Raw genomic sequence first — 19,254 nt, 5'->3', positions numbered from 1 at the left:
CTTTTTTATTCACTTTTAAAATTTAGAGACCCCACAGCCTTTCCTTTCAGCTAGCGGGCTCCCATGATTTCGCGTACTTCAATAGGTGTATCCCGATAAATGTTCCTACTGGGAATCCAAGTAGCATTATAACTGCCGCAACAGAAGACGCGGTACGAGCCCATTTTTTCCCTTTCCCGACTCCTTTTGATACTAAAAAATGGAATGAGGAAAATATTCCAAAGAAAGCGTAAATAACAACTATACCTACAACAAAGTCTGAAATAGACTTAGCTTCTGTAACCATCATGTAAAGCAGAATTGGTATAGGTAACAGCACATATAACACTGCCAATGCTTTATGCGCATCGGCAAGTAATTTATTTTTATTTGCCGAAGCTGTTAATATATTCTGCGTATTACGTTCTTGATAATTATAATTGCTCAATAACAATGTAGCTTGTTCTATTTCGTCATCATTAATGTATTCAGCATGCATTTTAGTTATGCAATCCATTGGAATATTGTACACCAAATTGTTGTGTTGTATAAGTGCATAATTTGCATCATGATTTAATATTATAAAAATAGTATCTGGGGGTATTATTTCATTTGCAGAATTGGATCTAGCTAACGCAAACTTTGTTGTCTTGCCCTTAATAGGAAAAATTGTTTCACTAGATGTAGCTCCATCAAATTTAACGATGTTATTGTCGTTGAGATTCATTTTGTCCTCCAACTCGTTATTAAGCGGTTCACGCGCGTACGCACGTGAACCGCTCATCCCGCCAAACGGAACAGTTATCCCGTGGTCTTAGGCTTCGTCTCCCGCACCATCCGGGTCAGTACCCGATCCAGTGATGAGGCAAAACGCTGACGGTCGGTCATGCCGAACTGGGCCGGGCCGCCCTGCACCAGTCCTTCGGTCCGCAGGGATTGCATCAGGTCACGCATGGAGAGCCGTTCCCCTACATTATCTTCAGTGTACAGCTCACCACGCGGGTCAATCCCGGTTGCTCCTTTAGCCACAATCCTGGCTGCCAGCGGGATATCAGCGGTAATCACCAGATCCTGGGCCGTTGCCTGTTCTGCAATGTAGTCATCAGCAATATCAGGCCCGGCATCCACCACCACGGAGCTGACCAGACGGGAGTGGTGCTTGGAGAGCGGCTTGTTGGCCACCAGCATGACCGGCAGATCCAATCGCTCCGAGGCACGGAAGACAATCTCTTTGATCACCCGCGGGCAGGCATCAGCATCAACCCAGATCGTCATAGTTGCAGTTGCCCGTTATCAATGATGATCTCCTGGCTGTTGTCCGGCATGATCAGGGTCAGGGTGGGCTGGTAAAAGACATAGTCCTCATGGAACGGCGCTGCCACAATGCCGCCAAAGCCGGTGTTGTCCCCCAGGGCCAGATGGATGGTGCCCAGGATCTTCTCCGCCTCCAGGACATTGTCCGGTCGGCTGGCCTTGTCGTTGGTGCCGATCCCCAGTTCAGCCAGGTTGCGGCAGTTGGGGTTTTCAGCAAACTTGGTCTCCAGACGCTGCCGCAGCGGGTCATCCCCCTCAATCCGCAGCACCTTGCCATCGCTAATGATCAGGGTCAGCGGGCTCTGCAGTTTGGCGGTCGGTCCCCATTCGATTACCATGGTGCCGTGACTCTCCCCCTCCAGCGGCGCCAGATAGGCCTCGCCAGCCGGCAGGTTGCCAAAGGCGCCGTCAGCGGTCAGCAGGCCGTCATCCCCTTCAGCATGGCGTCCTTTTTTGCAGATATGCATGGCTGTACCGTTGGGGCATTCTACTATGGCCCATTCAGCCCGATTGACCGCCTCAACCAGGCGATTGGTGCGTGCAGCCAGGGCATGCCAGTCTACGGTCATGGAGGTGGCGAACATATCTGGATCAAAATGGGGCAGGGAGGCAAAACGTGCCCCGGCATGGCAGGCCAGCTTGCGGAAGTTGGTATGGCTGGTGGAGTTGTTGGACAGGGCGATGATGATATTAGCCACGGCATCTTTACCGGCTGCCACAATGGTCCTGGCCCGCTCCAATCCTTCGGTGTCAATGGATTTGGCCAGTAATGGTCCCATCAGGCCGGTGGTTTCAAACTGTTCGATAATGGTCTCGCCAAACACGGCAGACCAGAGCGCCAAAGGCGGTTCTGCGCCGGAGGCCGGGGTGGCAGGGAAATCCACAAAGGATGCGTTGCCATACTGCTGCGCGGCAAAAGCGGCCAGTTCCTGTGCCGTAGCATGCAGCCGGGTGCGCCGATCTTGGTCAGACTCGCTGATGGCTTCATTGCTGCGGATCAGATCGCTAAAGACCAGAATCCGTTCGCCTGTGCGGTAGCCCATATTGATGGTGAAGAGCGATATGAATGAGGGGTGATAGGTCTGCATCGTTGACTCCTTTAGGAAAGTAACCGGTACTGTAGCATAAATTTTGCCGCGTGGAGTCACTGACAGTCTGTAGGTTAAAATATTTTTTCCCTTGATTTCAGCGGAATGTCTATGGTAATCAGGCATACTGTATACAATTTGAAGACGACTTTTTGTCTGTCAAAATAACTACTTAACGTATCGAAAATATTGGGTTTTGGCGCAATCTGGAGGTGGCTGTGGCACAGGTGGTTTTCTCAACTTGGGGTGGAACTGTCGTTGATAACAGAACAGTAACTGGCGAGCCTGTGGCAGCAAGCTATCGTCTGCCGGTGGCCTTTGACGGCCAGCAGCCGTTGCGTGCAATGATGGGCTGGGACGGCGTGATTGTCTTTGATAAGGACGTTGATGTTCCTGCCATGGCTGCCGAGTATATGCAGCGGGTACAGACCCTGTTCTGCTGCGGCAAGTGTACCCCCGGTAAAAAGGGAACCAAGGTGCTGGCTGACCTGCTGCAAAAGGTGCTTAAAGGCGAAGCCAAGCCTGGTGATCTTGATCAGGTGGCTGATCTGAACGTACTGCTGCAAAACTGCAAGTGTACCCTCTGCCCAAGCTCAACCAAGCCGGTGCTGGATGCCGTAACCCATTACCGTGCCGACTTTGAGGCGCTCTGTGATGGCAGTCGCCAGCCAAAGAATGAGAAGTATCTGCATAAGATTACCGCCCCCTGCATGGACAAGTGTCCGGCACACATTGATATCCCCAAGTATATTGAAGAAATAAAGAACTACCAGTATAGCGATGCCCTTGCCACCATTCGTGAGAACATGCCGATGCCTGCGGTCTGTGGCCGGGTCTGTCCGCACCCTTGTGAGGCTGCCTGCCGTCGCAAGAATGTGGATGATTCAGTTAATATCATGGTGCTGAAGCGTACCGCTTCAGACTATGAGTGGATGCACAAGATGCAGCATCCTGCCAATACCGCTGTTATGAAGAAAAAGACCATTGGTATTGTGGGCGCAGGTCCTGCCGGTCTGGCTGCAGCCTATTATCTGGCCCTGCAGGGCTATCGCAGCACTATTTATGAAACACTGCCGGAAGGGTTCGGCGGCGGCATGGTTGCGGTTGGTATTCCTGCCTACCGGATGCCGCGTCATATCCTGCAGCGTGATATCGATATCATCCAGACCATGGGAGTTGAGATCGTCTATAACTGCCGCGTTGGCAAGGATATCTCCCTGGCTGAACTGAAGGCAAAGCACGAGGCCGTGTTCCTGGCTCCCGGCGCCCATCGCTCCAAGCCGATGGGTGTTGAGGGTGAGGACAAAGGCTATAAAGGGTTCCTGACCGGCGGTATTGACTTCCTGCGTGAAGCCTACATGGGGCGTCCCACCGGTATGGGCAAGAAGGTCTGCGTGGTTGGCGGCGGTAACACGGCCATTGACTGCGTCCGGGTTGCCCTGCGTGAGGGTGCTGAAGAATCAGTGCTGCTGTATCGTCGTTCCCGTAAAGAGATGCCTGCTGATGTGTGGGAAGTGGATGGCGCTGATGAAGAAGGGGTCAAGTTTGAGTTTCAAGTGCTGCCCACCAAGATCATCGTTGATGCCAATGAGCAGGTAACCGGTGTTGAGTGCGTTCGGATGGCCATGGGTGAGCCGGATGCTTCAGGTCGTCGTCGTCCTGAGCCGGTTCCGGGCAGTGAGTTTGTGGTTGAGTGTGACACGGTTATCCCGGCCATTGGTCAGGATGCCGATCTGAGCTTTATTCCGCCGGATATGGGGATTGATATCAGCAAGTGGAACACCGTGATTACCAAGTATATCCCGCTTAAGGATGCTGCTGGCAAGGGGCTGAACGACAGCATGGGTAACCCGCTTTCCCGTACCCTGATCACCGACTGTGATGGCGTGTTTGCCGGTGGTGATGCCGAGATCGGCCCGTTGACGGTTGTGGCCTGTATCGGTAATGCCCACCGTGCTGCCAACGTGATCGCACGTTATCTTGAAGAAGGTAAGGCCTATCTGACCGAGCAGGAGATCTTTGAAGACCTGCTGACCTACCTGGGTGTGTACGACAAGAACGAGTCAGTGGCCTGGCTTGATTCTGCTGATCGTGCTGGCCAGAAAGAGGTACATGGCAAGGCACGGGCCTCCAAGGGCAACTATCAGGAAGTGGAATTAGGTTTTGCTGATTCTACTGCCCAGGCTGAAGCTGACCGGTGTCTGCGGTGCTATCGCATGGCAATGGTTGCGCTGTAGGGGAAACGGTTCTTTTCCGCCCTGCGCCAGCCTTTATCGGAAAGTCTCGTGCGGCGTACTACCAGTGTACGCCTCCTCACCTTTCCTCAAAAGTCTGACTCAGAACGAAAAACTACTCGTTTCCAATTAGATTTGGATAAACAAATTTCACCAGCATAGGACACAAGCAATGGCACACACTGAATGCTGCGATACAAATAAGACCATCACCCTGACCATTGACGGCACCGATGTCCAGGTTCCGGCAGGAACTACCATCCTGGATGCGGCCAGCAAGCTGGGGATCAAGATTCCGACCCTCTGCTACCTGGAAAAGATCTCCACCACCGGTGCCTGTCGAGTCTGTGCGGTGCATGTTGAAGGTGTTGCCCGTCCCATGACCGCCTGTAACACGCCGGTTAAGGAAGGGATCAAGGTTACCACCCAGTCACCTGAGCTGGAGCAGATCCGCAAGAAGACCATGGAGCTGATGCTGGTTAACCATCCGCTGGACTGTCCGGTCTGTGATGCAGCTGGTGAGTGTGATCTGCAGGATACTTGTTATGGACTGAGTGTTTCCAAGCAAGAGTACGCTGCTGATCTAGAACGCCTTCAGATTCGGTATGACTGGTCCCTGCTGGAGAGCGATCCCAACCGCTGTATCCTCTGTGAAAAGTGCGTCAAGGTCTGCCGTGAGATCACCGGCGTGGGCGCCATTGAGACCCAGTCCTGCGGTGACCGTGCCGTGGTTGAAACCATCAGTGGCAAACCGCTTGATTGCGATTTCTGCGGTAACTGTATAGCTGCCTGCCCCACCGGTACCCTGATCAGCAAGCCGTTCAAGTTTAGTGGTCGTCCCTGGTCTTTTGAAGTTAAAAACGGCATCTGTGGTTTCTGTTCATCCGGCTGCCAGATTGAATACCATGTGCAAAACGGCAAGGTGGCCCGGGTTACCAGTGATGACAGTACCTATAACAATGGTAACCTCTGTATCAACGGTCGCTTTGGCTACAGTGCCTTCAATGCCCCGCAGCGTCTGACCCAGCCGCTGGTAAAAGGGGTTGATGGCATTCAGAAGTCTGCTACCTGGGATGCAGCCCTTGCTACTGCAGTGTCGGCCACCAAGGAGATTGTAGCCAAGTATGGTGCTGCTGCAGTAGCCGGTATCGGTTCACCCCGCGTGACCAACGAAGAGAGCTTCCTGTTTGCCAAGCTGATCAAGGAAGCGGTCGGCTCTGCCAATCTGGACTCTGAGGCCCGCCTTGGTTATGCCCAGGCTCAGGAACTGCAGGCAAAGATGATCGGCATGACTGGCGCCACCAAGCCGATGGATGCCCTTGAGCAGGCTGGTTGCATCATTGTACTGGGTTCTGATCTGAAGGCTGAGTCAGCCGGATTCGGCTACCGCGCCATCAAGGCAGCCACCAAGCATGATGCCAAGCTGGTGATCGCCTCTGCCCGTCCTACTTCGCTGGACAAGTTTGCCAATAGCAGCCTGCGTTATAAGGCTGGTTCTGAAGGTTTTGTGGCGATGGGGCTTGCCAAGGCAGCCATTAACCAGAACAAGGCGGTTGCTGCTGAAGGGCTAGATGCCTTTAAGCAGGCTGTATCAGCCACCTCATTTGATCAGATTCAGGCAGCCACCGGTCTGGATGAAGCTGCTTTCAACGATGCAGTATCATTCATTAACGGTCAGGTTGCGGTTATGTACGGTTTTGAATTTATCCGTAGTGCTGATGCTGCTGCAGCCGTAACCGGCGCACTGAACCTGGCAACCCTGACTGCTGCTGATGTTTACCCGATTGATGAGAAGAACAATACCCAGGGTATGCTGGATATGGGGGTTGCCCCTGCTGCTGGCGGCAAAGATCTGTTTGCTATTGTTGAAGGGATTGAGAAGGGTGAGATCCGCTGCCTGTACGTGATGGGCGCTGATCTGCTGCAACTGCCTAATAGCCGCAAGATTGCCGCTGCCCTGCAGAAGCTTGAGTGTCTGGTGGTGCTGGATCTGTTCCCCACCGCTACTGCACAACTGGCCAATGTACTACTGCCTGCTGCTGCTGCCCCTGAGAAGGCAGGTTCATTCACCAGCACGGATAACCGTACCCAGAGCTTTACTGCTGCTGCATCAGCACCGGGCGAGGCCCGTCCTGATCTGGTGATTCTGGGCGACCTGTATGCCCGTCTGAGCGGTGGTGCTATTCCTAGTCTGGCTGCTCTGCAACAGGAGATCAAGCCGGTTGTTAAGAAGAAACTTGAGCGTCCGGCTCTTGCCTTTACAGCCCCCCAGGCCCATGCAGCCGGTTCCATGACCCTGCTGGTTGCTCCGTTCCTGCGTCACAACGGCAGCTACACCAGCTGGTCAGAAAATAACCTGCTGGTTGCTGCTGAAGCGGTTGTCCGCCTTGGTGCAGCTGATGCCACCCGGCTTGGCGTCAAGGATGGCGATAACGTGACGGTTACCGCTTCCGGCGCATCAGTTACTCTGCCGGTGCAACTGCGTGACGGCATCCCAGCCGGACTTGCCCTTGCCCCAACCCATTTTCCTGCCAGTGGTATCAGCGGGTTGATGACCAAGTCTGCCAGCCTGACCGTGACCATCGCCAAAGGCTAGTAAAGCAGTTCTGACCGTGGTACTTTCAAGGCGTCGCATGTTGCATGCGGCGCCTTTTTTTATTGAGGTGACAGACGAGTGAACTGGCAGATTCAGCAAATACTGCGGCGCAGACGTGGGGCAGAGACAGGTGCTATCCCGGCAGGCAGGGGGGGCGCGCTCGCGGTCTGTCTGGTCTATCCCAATCACTACTCGGTTGCCATGAGCAGCCTGGGGTTCCAGTCGGTCTATAAGCTGTTTAATGATCAGCCTGATGTTGTTTGTGAACGTGCTTTTCTGCCGGATCGGGATGAACTTGCCCTCTATGAAAAATCAGGTGATACGTTGGTCTCATTTGAGAATGAACGCCCTTTGTCTGATTTTGATCTGATCGCCTTTTCCGTCTCCTTTGAGCCTGATTTTATCAATATCCCCCGTATCCTCAGGCTGGCACGTATTAGCGAACTTTCTGCGGAACGTGGCGATGCCGAGCCATTGGTGCTGGCTGGTGGTGCAGCATTTTTCATCAATCCTGAGCCCATAGCTGATTGTATTGATCTGATAGCGGTGGGTGAGGGAGAAACCCTGATACCGACGTTGGCTGATTTTCTGGTTCAGCAGCAGCATACAGAGCGTCAGGAGCTACTCCAGGGCGCAGCAGCGTTGCCAGGCATCTACGTGCCTTCGCTGGCACCTGAAAAACCGGTGATCAGGCTCTGCGCACCCAAGGAATCACCACCCTCCTGTTCTGTTGTGCTGACTGATGAAACTGAGTTCGGCAACATGTATCTGGTGGAGGTCAGCCGGGGCTGTCCACGGGGTTGCCGTTTCTGTGCTGCTGGATTCGTGTATCAGCCATTTCGTCAGCAACCGTTGGATTCGCTCAAGGCAGCAGTGCGTGAAGGGCTTCAGCATCGTAAGACCATCGGTCTGGTTGGTGCAGCAGTGTCTGACCACCGTGATATTGAGGCGCTGTGTGAGTTTATCGTTGAGCAGGGCGGTTCACCCTCTCTGTCATCGCTGCGGGTAGACCGGTTGACGCCATCCATGCTCGGGCTGTTGGCAAAATCAGGCCATCGCACGATCTCTCTTGCGCCCGAGGGAGGCTCACAGCGGATGCGTGACATGATTCGAAAGAATCTGACGGATGAGCAGATCCTTGATGCAGCTGAGGCGGTTGCCCAGGCTGGTATTCTGAACCTGCGCCTGTATTTTATTATTGGTCTGCCCGGCGAAACCGATCAGGATCTGGAAGCGATGGTGCGTCTGACCGCTGCGATCAAGGATCGCGTGCTTGAACAGGCCCGGGCTCACAAACGGCTGGGAGAAATTACGCTGTCAGTGAATCCGTTCATTCCCAAGCCGTTTACGCCGTTGCAGTGGGCAGGCATGTGTCCATTGGAGGAGTTGAAGCGTAAGGTGGCCTGGCTTGAAAAGCAGATCCGTCCCCTGGCCAATGTCAGACTTAAGGTTGAAGAGTTACAGGGATGTGTTTTGCAGGCACTGCTTTCACGGGGGGGGCGCGAACTGACTCCGTTGATACGTAAGATGTCAGAGGGGATGAATCTTAAAAAGGCTGGCAAGGCCTGTGGTATCAACGCAGAACAGATTGTTACCACAACGCTTTCATCGGATGCCAGAGTGCCTTGGGATGTTGTTCATTCTGCTGATGCAAGCAGGCTTGAAGCTGAATATCGCGCAGCAATGCAGGTGATAGGAGTGAGCGTATGAAGCAGTGCAGTATCTGTGGTGCAGAGTATGATGAAAACGCTGAAATATCTTCAGTGTTTCACGAAGCCGGTGAGTGGTTAGCCGAGGAGGTCTGGCAGGATGCCGGAGAGTTGTGCCCCCGCTGTCTTGAGAACCGAGCACAGCTGGCGATGATGTACGCCCATGACTGCAACCAGTAAAAAAGGCCTCCGATTTGGAGGCCTTTTGATTTTGGCAGCGTTAACGCCGGGTTCTAGTCAACTGACTTTCTCAGAAAGGTGGGGATGTCATAGGCATCCTCATCATCAAAGGAAACTGAGCCGACATGGCGGGTCGGGCGAGGTGTATCAGCCTTCTGGCGCTGGTCACGGATGAAGGTGGGGGTGTCGATACTCACTACAGTGTTTGGTTTTGCAATCGCACTAATGCTGCTTAAACCACGATTGCGCTCGGTTTCACCAAACTTGTCGCCGAAGCCGGTCACAATGGCAGTTACCTTGATGGTCTCGCCCATGGTCTCATCAATCACCACACCGATAATGATGTTGGCGTCTTCATGGACCTTTTCATGAACGGTCTTGTTGACCGCATCAAAGTCATCCATGGTCATGCTGGAAGAACCGGTGATGTTGACCAGTACCCCTTTGGCACCAGAGACATCAATGTCTTCCAGCAGCGGCGAGGAGATCGCCTTGATAGCAGCCTCTATGGCACGGTTATCGCCTTCCGCAATACCGATACCCATCATGGCCATGCCACGCTCGCTCATGATCGCTTTAACGTCTGCAAAGTCAACGTTGATGAAGCCAGAGGTGGTGATCAGATCAGAAATGCCCTGCACAGCCTGACGTAGCACATCATCAGCAGGTTTAAAGGCATCAAGGATGCCAAGCGAGCGTGGGGCGATGCTGATCAGGCGATCATTGGGGATGATGATCAGTGAGTCAACATGCTGCTTCAGGGCGCGAACCCCTTCGTCAGCCTTTGCCATCCGCTGCTTGCCTTCACGGGAGAAGGGCTTGGTGACGATACCAACCGTAAGTGCGCCAGCTTCACGGGCTGCCTCAGCGATGACCGGGGCAGCGCCGGTACCGGTGCCACCTCCCATGCCGGCGGCAATGAAGATCATGTCAGCACCCTTCAGCATATCAACCAGTTTGTCTTTATCTTCCATTGCGGCATCACGCCCCACATTGGGGTTAGCGCCAGCACCTAGACCTTTAGTCAGTTGACCACCCAACTGCACCTTGACCGGTGCCTTTGAAGAGCGGAGTGCTTGAGCATCTGTGTTGGCAACAATAAATTCGACCTTGTTCATGCCACTGGTCACCATGGTGTTAACGGCATTACCGCCGCCGCCACCTACGCCAATGACCTTGATGACCGCACTCTGCTCAATGGTCTCGTCAAATTCGAACATCCGCTCCCCCTTGTCTAGAGTCAATATAAGTTGTCAGGGCTGCCTCAAAACTGGTGCGATCCCTTTGTTTCGTAGCTCTTCTTTAGAAGAATTCTTTGAACCAGCTCTTCATCCGCCGGGTGGTGGTATTAAAGATGCTGTCTTCCGACTTGGTTGCCGGAAATTCACGTGGGCCCTGATTGCGGCTTCCGTACACGATGAGTCCGACTCCTGTGGAATAAACTGGTGAATTTACTACATCGGTAAGCCCGCCAATCTTCTGTGGCAGACCGCGCCGAACAGGAAGATTGAAGATTTGCTCAGCCAGCTCAGGCATCCCCTCAAGTATACTCGATCCACCGGTAATTACAACCCCGGATGCGATGGAGTCTTCCAGTCCTGACTTGATAATTTCACGATTTACCAGTGAAAACAGCTCTTCAACGCGGGGACCTAAAATTTCACATAAAACATTTCTGGACAGCTCGCGCGGTTTGCGGCCACCAACGCTGGGAACCTCGATTTTTTCATCTTTGCCCACCAGGGCCGACAGACAGCAACCCTGATTGCGCTTGATCTTTTCTGCCTCAGCAAACGGCGTACGCAGACCTACGGCAATGTCATTGGTCAATTGGTTGCCGCCAAGGGAGATGACCGAGGTGTACTTGATGGCACCATCGCAGAAGATGGCGATATCAGTGGTGCCACCGCCGATATCAACCAGACAGACCCCCAGCTCTTTTTCGTCAGCGGAAAGGACCGCCTCAGAGGATGCCAGCTGCTCAAGCACAATATCAGCTACATCAAGACCGGCCCGATTGCAGGATTTAACGATATTCTGGGCGCTGGCCACCGCACCGGTGACAATATGCACTTTTGCCTCAAGGCGGACACCGCTCATGCCAAGTGGCTCACGGATGCCGTCCTGCTCATCAATGATGAACTCCTGGGGCAGGATGTGGATCACTTCCCGATCCATCGGGATGGCGATCGCCTTGGCTGCGTCAATCACCCGCTTGACATCTTCTTGGGAAACCTCACGGTTTTTGATGGCGATCACACCCTGGGAGTTGATCCCCTTGATATGCCCACCGGCAATGCCAGCGTAGACTGACTTGATCTCGCAACCAGCCATCAGCTCGGCTTCTTCAATCGCCTTTTTGATTGAGGTAACCGTGCTTTCGATGTTGATGACCACACCCTTGCGCAGGCCGCTGGATGGGCTGGTGCCAATACCGACAATCTCAATGCCATCCTCGGTATGGTTGCCGACAATGGCACAGATCTTAGTGGTGCCGATATCAAGCCCAACAATCAGGTTATCTCTTCTGGCGGACATAGTATTCCTCCCCTATAAGGGTTGAACAATCGGTTCAACCCTTTTTAACTACGATACGGTCGCTATAGTCCAGGTCAATATACTGTAGCCCCGGCTGTTGTGTCATAAGATTCTGATAAATACGTGCAAAGCGTTGCAATTTTTTGTCGAAATCATCGGTTCCGATTTTTACAGGCAGGGCACCGGCGGTGGTGTACAGGGTAAAACCGTGGCCCCTATCGTAATGAATCTCCGACACATCCGCAAGGATAAATGAACCATGCTGCTTGAGTGCCTCAATCAGATTACATGCGGTTTTCAAGGCATCTTTGGTTGTTGCTGGATCATTGTTCAGATCATCTTCAGCAATACCGGTTACCACGGGGAAATCAAGGCTATCCCCAAAGCTTAACGGCTTAAATGGTTCTCCCTTATCATCCAGATAATAGAGGAGTCCCATGTTGATGACTGCCACCGGTTGTCGTTCGCTGATGCTGACGGCAATGGTGCCAGGAAAGAAGCGTTGTACCCGTACCGAAGCAACCCAGGGGTTGGAGGAGACCTGCTGGCCGATGCTCTTCAGGCGCAGTGCCAGCAGGTTCTGGCCTGGTGTGACGCCGGTCAGGGCAACAATCTCTTCGTGGGTCAGTCGTTTGGTGCCACGTACTTCGACCTTCTGTACCGGAAATGGCGTTGTCTGCATCAGTGCGTGGATTGAGGCTGCTATCAGTCCTCCCGCGAGCAGTACCAGTCCTGCACGGCTACCGACCCTGATTAAAGGCAACAGGTATTTGCGCAGGTCAACTGGTTCCTTTTTTACCTTGAGCCTGTTCGACGCCACCTTTTTATTCTTGGGTTGGCTGCCGATATGTCGCAGGTCGGTCATCATGCTGCGTTACATACCTTGGTGCTTGCTGAAGTAAGAATCCGTTCAACCAGCTGTTCAAAGGAAAGTCCGGCACCTTTTTGGGCGATTTCAGGTAGCAGTGACAGGGCGGTCATGCCTGGCAGGGTGTTAACCTCCAGCAGGTAGCAGTCACCGGTTTCGGTCACCAGAAAATCCACCCGGCAGTAGCCATCGCAGCCCAGCGCCTGATGCGCCTTCAGTCCCTGTTGCTGCACTTTTTCGTACAGGGCAGCATCCAGCCTGGCAGGGAAGAAATGCTCAGCCATGCCGTCGCTGTATTTTGCTTCAAAGTCGTAGAACTCGTTTTTGGGTACAATCTCGATAGCGCCGATCGGTTGGTTGTCCAGAATTCCGACCTGCACCTCTTGTCCCTTGATGTACTGTTCAACCAGCACCAATTCGTCATAGCGAAAGGCCTCGTCCAGGGCTGCCTGCAGATCTTCGGCCTTTTTAACGATTGATACACCGACTGATGAACCTTCCTGCACCGGCTTGACCACAACAGGCAGACCAAAGGGAAGTGTTTCAGCACTACAGGTGTCGCCGCGACGTAACGCAAGGTAAGGGGTGATGGTTAGTCCGGCAGCAGCAAAGGCCTGCTTGCTGTACAGTTTATGCATGGCCAGGGCACTGGCCAGTACGCCAGAGCCGGTGTAGGGAATCTGCATCAGTTCCAGCAGCCCCTGAATGCAGCCATCCTCGCCATAACGGCCATGCAGTGCAATAAAGGCCACCTCTATCTTTTCATCCCGCAGCATGTTTGCCACTTCGCTGCGTACATCAATGGCGGTGCTGTCATAGCCCATTGCCAACAAGGCCTGATGGACGGCCAGCCCGCTTTTCAGCGATACATCACGTTCTGCCGACAGTCCACCCATCAGTACGCCGATTTTTTTGCCTTTCATGGCTCCTCCCCCACAATCCGCACTTCTTCTTCCAACTGTATCCCTGAGGTTGCCAGTACCGCCTGCTTCACCTTTTTAGCCAGTTCCAGACAGTCGGTGGCTGTTGCACTGCCACGGTTGATCAAAAAGTTGCTGTGCAGTTCAGCCATCTGAGCCCCGCCAACGGTTTGCCCACGCATACCGGCCGCATCAATCAATCTCCAGGCTGCCTGGTCCGGCGGATTTTTGAAAAATGATCCGGCACTGGGATAGCCCACATTGTGCTTGGTACGTCGTAGCTCAAGATCCTTGCGAATCTCTTCCTCGGTAACTGCAGGATCTGTCGGCTCCAGTTGCAGGGTCGCCGCCAGGATGATGTCACCCTGCTGCAGGTCAAGTCGGCGATAGCCATACTCGATCTGGCTGTGGTCTATCTCCTGCACAGCTCCGTGGCGTAACAAACACAAGGTGTCAACATGGTCCAGCAGGCCGTTGCCATAGGCACCGGCGTTCATCCTGATTGCGCCGCCAACCGTACCGGGGATGCCGGAGATAAAACCGATGCCACCCAGCCCAAGCTGTTGCCCGAAGCGCACCACCTGCAGGTTTTCTGCCCCTGCCCAGGCCTTGATACAGCCATTGCCAAGCGTCTCTATGCAGTTAAACCGTTCCAGCGAGATTACCGCGCCTCTGATGCCGCCATCCCGCACCAGCAGGTTATAGCCGCCTCCCACCACCATGCGGGGCATCTGCTCTGCATCCAGCCAGTTGACCAGCAGTAGCAGATCTTCCAGGTCTTTCGGTACAGCGTACAGATCAGCCGGGCCTCCCACTTTCAGGGAGGTATGGCGGCTCATCGGCTCGTTATGCAGTGCTATGCCCTGGAAGCCTGGTATGTTCATCCAAGTTTAGCCACTAATGCTTCACCTGCCTGCCAGATGTTACCGGCACCCAAGGTGATCACGATATCACCTTCTTTGACGATGCTGGCCAGGTGGTCTGGCAGGTCGTTCCGGTCAGCAATGTAGGTAACGTCCCGCTGGCCATGGCGACGGGTCTCTTCGGCCAGTCGTTCTGCGGTAACACCGGGGATCGGCTGCTCACTGGCAGCGTAGATATCGGTCAGTACCAGCACATCGGCATCGTAGAAACAGGTCACAAACTCGTTAAACAGCTCCTTGGTGCGGCTGTAGCGGTGGGGTTGGAATGCCACCACCAGACGTCGTTCAGGCCAGCCGTTGCGCGCTGCACCCAGGGTGGCCCGGATCTCAGCAGGGTGGTGGCCGTAATCATCTACCACCATGATCCCGTTTTTCTCACCCTTGACCGTGAAGCGACGACCGACACCGCCAAACTGGGCAAAGCCTTCCTGAATCTTATCAAACGGTACATCCAGCTCCAGCGCCACCGCCGTACAGGCCAGGGCGTTCAGTACGTTGTGGGCACCGGGCATGTTGAAGCTGATCTCACCCAGTCGATAGCCTTTGTAATGGGCGGTAAAGCTGGTCTGGAAGCCGTCCAGTTTGACATGGGTGGCACGCAGGTCAGCCTGGGATGAGAGGCCGTAGGTCATGAACCGCTTCTTGATGCGGGGGATGATCTCGTTGATGTTGCGGTCTTCCTGGCACAGTACCGCGAGGCCGTAGAACGGCACCTTGTTGATAAAAGAGACAAAGGTGTCTTTGATCTGCTCCAGCCCGCCGGTGTAGAAGTCCAGGTGGTCGGCATCGATGTTGGTGACCACGGCAATAGTGGGGGAGAGGGTCAGGAATGAACCATCGGACTCATCCGCCTCAGCCACCAGAAATTTGCCCTGTCCCAGCTTGGCATTGCTGCCCAGGGTGTTCAGCTTGCCGCCAATCACGATGGTTGGGTCGATCCCGGCATGGGTCAGCACGGTGGCCACCATTGAGGTGGTGGTGGTCTTGCCGTGGGTACCGGCAATGGCAATGCCGTACTTCATCCGCATCAGCTCTGCCAGCATCTCAGCCCGCGGGATGACCGGTACCATGCGATGCTTGGCCTCAATCACCTCCGGGTTATCACTCTGCACAGCGGTCGAGGTGACCACCACATCCACGTTGGTCAGGTTTTCTGCAGCATGGCCGATGCAGATCTCGCCACCCAGCCCCCGCAGCCGCTCGGTGGTGTCACTCTCCCGTAGGTCTGAACCAGAAACCTTGTACCCCAGGTTCAGCAGCACTTCGGCAATACCGCTCATACCGATGCCGCCAATGCCCACAAAGTGAATTTTTTCTATGTTTCCGTACATGGCTGTACCCCTTCCAGCATCTGGTCAACAATTACCTTGGCTGCATCCAGGCGGGCCAGGGCAGCGGCATTTTCACCAATCAGTTTCAGTGCGTCCCGGTTATCCATCAGTCTGGCAATGGCGTTGGATAGCCCATTACCGCCGATTTCCTGTTCCACCAGCATCTCGCAGGCTCCCCTTTTTAGCAGCGCCTCAGCGTTCTTGCGTTGATGGTCGTCAGTGGCATGGGGAAACGGCACAAACAGGCAGGCCTTGCCCAATGCGGTTACCTCGGCAATGGTGGTGGCCCCTGCCCGGCAGATGATCAGATCTGCCCGGTGATATTCCGTTGCCATGTCATCAATAAAGGGGCGGACAACAGCCGCCAGCCCGCATGCCAGGTATGCGGCCTGCACCTGCTGCAGGTCTGCCTCACCGGTCTGGTGGGTGACCTTTAACCGCGCCTGGTACTCTGGACTTAACTGCGCCAACGCTTGAGGAAGCGCCAGATTTAGGGCATGGGCGCCCTGGCTGCCGCCAAAGACAAAAAGCTGGAACGTTCCGTCTGGCTGCTGTTCCTGTAGGCTGCTGGTCAGCATCTCCAGGATCTGCTTTCTGAGCGGGTTGCCGGTCAGCATAGTGCAACCCTCTGGAAAGAACTTTGCCGACTCTTCCAGCGAGATAAAGACCTTGTTGGCAACCCGTGACAGCACCTTGTTGGACATGCCGGGCAGGGCGTTCTGCTCATGGATATAGCGTGGAATCTCCATCCCCCGTGCAGCCAACACCATTGGCAGAGATGCGTAGCCACCCACCCCAAGCACCAGATCCGGTTTAAACTGCTGCAGGATTTTACGTGACTGGGAGTAGCCATAGAGCATCATGGCAGCCCCTTTCAGTTTGGCCAGGCTGCCTTTGCCACGGATACCGGCGGCTGAGATCAGCTCCAGCTGATAGCCCAGGCGTGGGATGGCCCGTGCCTCAATCCCCCGCTCAGATCCCACAAAAAGCACCTGGTTGGCAGGATCTCGGGACAGAAATTCTTCTGCCACCGCAATGCCGGGAAAAAGGTGTCCGCCAGTGCCGCCACCGGCTACAATCAGTTTCATTTTGCTTCCTTCCCGGTCAGCGGGGCCAGCTTCAGCCCGGCTGAGATGTTCAGCAGAATCCCCACGGCAAACAGACTTATCAACAACGAACTGCCGCCGTAACTCAGGAATGGCAGGGCCAGTCCCTTGGTTGGAAACAGCCCGGTGACCACTGCCATGTTCACCACCGCCTCAATGGCAAACAGTACGGCAATCCCCAGTGCCAGAAAACGGCCAAAGGTGTCCTGGGCAGCCATGGCGATCCGCATTGCCCGTTGCACCAGGATAAAGAACATACCGATGATCACGATTACGCCGATAAACCCCAGCTCCTCTCCTATGACTGAAAGGATGAAGTCGGTGTGGGCCTCCGGCAGGTAGAACAGCTTCTGTTTGCCTTCGCCCAGTCCTTGTCCAAAGAAACCGCCAGCCCCAAAGGCGTACTTTGACTGGATAATCTGCCAGCCGATGCCGGTTGGGTCCTGTTCCGGGTTCATAAAGGCCTTGATCCGTTTCAGACGGTAGGCTGAGTGGACCACCAGATAGACCACAAACGGCATCGCCACCATGCCGCTGCCCAGAATAAAAATCAGCCGTGTGCCTGCAGCAAACAGCATGGTGATGGTGACGGCTGCCAGGGTCAGGGCTGCCCCCATGTCCGGCTGTTTCAGCAACAGGCCCAACAGGATCATTAACACCACCATGTAGGGCAGAAAACCTGCTGACAAGAGGCGGATCCGGTCCTGCTTCTTGTCGATCGAATAGGCCATGTACATGATCAGTGCGATCTTGGTAAATTCCGATGGTTGCAGGTTAAAGCCGGGCAACCTGATCCAGCGTGAGGCCCCTTTGACCTTGCCACCTATGCCGGGAATCAGCACCAGTACCAACAGAATCAGGCTGAGAAACAGCAACGGTACTGCCCAGCGCCGCCAGACCTGATAGTCAATCCGCATGGCAACCAGTGCGCCAGCGCAGCCAACCAGCGCAAAGATCCCCTGCCGTTTCAGAAAGTAGGCACCATCATGGAAGTTTTTGGCAGCCATGACCGATGATGCCGAGTAGACCATCACGATCCCGAAACTGGTCAGCGCCACCACCATCAGCAGCAGTACCAGATCATACTCTGCCAGATTGAATGGTTTGCGCAGCATCGCGAGCATCGCCTAAAGCCCCTTTACCGCTGCAATAAAGCGTTGGGCACGTTCTTCGTAATCCTTGAACATGTCAAAACTTGAGCAGGCTGGCGACAACAGCACCACCCCGCCCGGTGCGGTCAGCCTGGCGCTGAGTTGCACTGCTTCCTCCAGTGTTTTGGCCCTGTGTGTGGCAGTACAGGTGCCAAGTTCCTGCTGCATCCGTTCAGTGGCCTCACCGATCAACACCAGGTGTCTGACCCGCTGCTGCACCAGTTCTGCCAGCGGTGCGTAGGAACCACCCTTGTCCTTGCCGCCTGCAATCAGGGTGATGTTCTCAAAGCTCTCCAGCGCCTTGGCAACGCTGCCCACATTGGTGGCCTTACTGTCCTCAAAATAACGTACACCGGCTACTTCGCGCACAAACTCCATCCGGTGGTGCAGTGCCTCAAAACGGTTCAGCAGTTCCAGGCTTGCATCTCTTTGACACCCCAGCAGCAGACAGCAGGCCAGGGCAGCCATGATGTTTTCCTGGTTGTGTACCCCCTGGAGCTTGAAACCAGCTGTAGGGAAGGTCTGCTCCAGCCCGTTGTGGCGGAAAACCAGTTCAGCTTCACGGCAGAAGATCCCCTCTGCAAGCTCATGCCTGCGGCTAAACGGAAACAACTGCGCCTTGAGTGATTGCGCAGCCTGCCAGACCAGCTCGTCATCGCGATTAACTACGGCAAAATCATCTGCTGTCTGATTTTCAAAGATCCGCAGCTTGGCGTTGATGTACTCCTGATAGCCATGGTAGCGGTCCAGGTGGTCTTCAGTGATGTTCAGCAATGCTGCAACTCTGGGCTTGAACTGTTCAATCCATTCAAGCTGGAACGAGCTGATCTCAGCTGCAACCCGCTCCACTGTTTCACCGGAAGCAGGCAGGTCAATCAGTGGATCACCGATGTTGCCGCCCACATAGGTGCTAAAGCCGTTGGCCTGAAACAGCTCACCAACCAGGGTGGTGGTGGTGGTCTTGCCATTGGTGCCGGTTATGGCCACCAGCGGGGCGGTGATAAAACGGCTGGCCAGTTCTATCTCACTGGCCACGGCAACCCCTGCTTCTGTTGCCTTCAGCAACAGCGGGTGTTCCTGTGGCACACCGGGTGATACCACCACTAGGTCCGTTGCCGTGAAATCAGCCTGATCATGATGACCAAGAACAAAGCGGATACCCAGCCCTGCCAGTTCAGTCAGCACCCCGGCCAGGGCGGTTTCATCTCGCATATCTGTAGCGGTTATCTGCGCACCCTGCTGTGCCAGAAAACGTGCAGAGGCCACGCCGGTTTTGGCGAGGCCCATGACGGTTATTTTCGTATGTTTCAGTTCCAT

General features: G+C 54.5%; 16 protein-coding genes. 4 read left to right on the top strand and 12 right to left on the bottom strand.

The window, feature by feature from the left end:
• Window positions 1-46 precede the first annotated feature (46 nt).
• The 3 genes from B5D39_RS11155 to B5D39_RS11145 all read right to left on the bottom strand — a co-directional run bounded on the left by B5D39_RS11155 (window position 47) and on the right by B5D39_RS11145 (window position 2,381).
• The gene (locus B5D39_RS11155) at window positions 47-706 is read right to left on the bottom strand and encodes a hypothetical protein (RefSeq protein WP_078790551.1); all 660 of its coding nucleotides are present in this window, start codon (window positions 704-706) and stop codon (window positions 47-49) included.
• 74 nt (window positions 707-780) lie between these two features.
• Entirely contained in the window at window positions 781-1,254 is a 474-nt protein-coding gene (locus B5D39_RS11150; RefSeq protein WP_078790550.1) for a YaiI/YqxD family protein, read from the bottom strand.
• Entirely contained in the window at window positions 1,251-2,381 is a 1,131-nt protein-coding gene (locus tag B5D39_RS11145) for an aminopeptidase (protein WP_078790549.1), read from the bottom strand. The genes B5D39_RS11150 and B5D39_RS11145 overlap by 4 nt, the downstream gene beginning before the upstream one ends.
• Window positions 2,382-2,599: 218 nt before the next feature.
• On the opposite strand from B5D39_RS11145, the gene B5D39_RS11140 reads away from it, so the two are divergent.
• The 4 genes from B5D39_RS11140 (at window position 2,600) to B5D39_RS11125 (ending at window position 9,100) form a co-directional block, all read left to right on the top strand.
• Window positions 2,600-4,618: an FAD-dependent oxidoreductase gene (locus B5D39_RS11140; RefSeq protein ID WP_078790548.1), complete on the top strand. Its 2,019-nt coding sequence runs from the start codon at window positions 2,600-2,602 to the stop codon at window positions 4,616-4,618.
• A 169-nt stretch (window positions 4,619-4,787) separates the two neighbouring features.
• Window positions 4,788-7,211: a molybdopterin-dependent oxidoreductase gene (locus tag B5D39_RS11135; protein WP_078790547.1), complete on the top strand. Its 2,424-nt coding sequence runs from the start codon at window positions 4,788-4,790 to the stop codon at window positions 7,209-7,211.
• A gap of 78 nt (window positions 7,212-7,289) precedes the next feature.
• Window positions 7,290-8,921 (top strand): radical SAM protein, encoded by a 1,632-nt coding sequence (locus tag B5D39_RS11130; protein ID WP_078790546.1) that lies wholly within the window; start codon window positions 7,290-7,292, stop codon window positions 8,919-8,921.
• On the top strand, window positions 8,918-9,100 hold the full coding sequence (locus tag B5D39_RS11125) for a hypothetical protein (RefSeq protein ID WP_078790545.1): 183 nt from the start codon (window positions 8,918-8,920) through the stop codon (window positions 9,098-9,100). The genes B5D39_RS11130 and B5D39_RS11125 overlap by 4 nt, the downstream gene beginning before the upstream one ends.
• A gap of 53 nt (window positions 9,101-9,153) precedes the next feature.
• Here B5D39_RS11125 and ftsZ read toward each other — a convergent pair whose 3' ends face one another.
• The 9 genes from ftsZ to murD form a co-directional block, all read right to left on the bottom strand.
• Complete coding sequence (gene ftsZ / locus B5D39_RS11120) at window positions 9,154-10,320, bottom strand: cell division protein FtsZ (protein WP_078790544.1); 1,167 nt, start codon at window positions 10,318-10,320, stop codon at window positions 9,154-9,156.
• Between the two features lie 82 nt (window positions 10,321-10,402).
• Window positions 10,403-11,638, bottom strand: a complete 1,236-nt coding sequence (gene ftsA / locus B5D39_RS11115) for a cell division protein FtsA (RefSeq protein ID WP_078790543.1) — start codon at window positions 11,636-11,638, stop codon at window positions 10,403-10,405.
• Between the two features lie 34 nt (window positions 11,639-11,672).
• Window positions 11,673-12,506: a cell division protein FtsQ/DivIB gene (locus tag B5D39_RS11110; RefSeq protein ID WP_244161394.1), complete on the bottom strand. Its 834-nt coding sequence runs from the start codon at window positions 12,504-12,506 to the stop codon at window positions 11,673-11,675.
• On the bottom strand, window positions 12,503-13,429 hold the full coding sequence (locus B5D39_RS11105) for a D-alanine--D-alanine ligase (RefSeq protein WP_078790542.1): 927 nt from the start codon (window positions 13,427-13,429) through the stop codon (window positions 12,503-12,505). Before B5D39_RS11105 ends, B5D39_RS11110 begins: the two co-directional genes overlap by 4 nt.
• Window positions 13,426-14,310, bottom strand: a complete 885-nt coding sequence (murB, locus tag B5D39_RS11100; protein WP_078790541.1) for a UDP-N-acetylmuramate dehydrogenase — start codon at window positions 14,308-14,310, stop codon at window positions 13,426-13,428. The genes B5D39_RS11105 and murB overlap by 4 nt, the downstream gene beginning before the upstream one ends.
• A complete protein-coding gene (gene murC / locus B5D39_RS11095; RefSeq protein WP_078790540.1) occupies window positions 14,307-15,680 on the bottom strand; it encodes a UDP-N-acetylmuramate--L-alanine ligase in 1,374 nt (457 codons plus the stop codon). The genes murB and murC overlap by 4 nt, the downstream gene beginning before the upstream one ends.
• Window positions 15,665-16,768, bottom strand: a complete 1,104-nt coding sequence (gene murG, locus B5D39_RS11090; RefSeq protein ID WP_078790539.1) for an undecaprenyldiphospho-muramoylpentapeptide beta-N-acetylglucosaminyltransferase — start codon at window positions 16,766-16,768, stop codon at window positions 15,665-15,667. The genes murC and murG overlap by 16 nt, the downstream gene beginning before the upstream one ends.
• Entirely contained in the window at window positions 16,765-17,910 is a 1,146-nt protein-coding gene (gene ftsW / locus B5D39_RS11085) for a putative lipid II flippase FtsW (RefSeq protein ID WP_078790538.1), read from the bottom strand. The genes murG and ftsW overlap by 4 nt, the downstream gene beginning before the upstream one ends.
• 3 nt (window positions 17,911-17,913) lie before the next feature.
• Complete coding sequence (gene murD, locus B5D39_RS11080; RefSeq protein WP_078790537.1) at window positions 17,914-19,254, bottom strand: UDP-N-acetylmuramoyl-L-alanine--D-glutamate ligase; 1,341 nt, start codon at window positions 19,252-19,254, stop codon at window positions 17,914-17,916.

Origin of the sequence: Trichlorobacter thiogenes (assembly GCF_900167465.1) — a bacterium.
Classification (GTDB): domain Bacteria; phylum Desulfobacterota; class Desulfuromonadia; order Geobacterales; family Pseudopelobacteraceae; genus Trichlorobacter; species Trichlorobacter thiogenes.
This window is presented reverse-complemented; position numbering and strand designations above follow the sequence as displayed.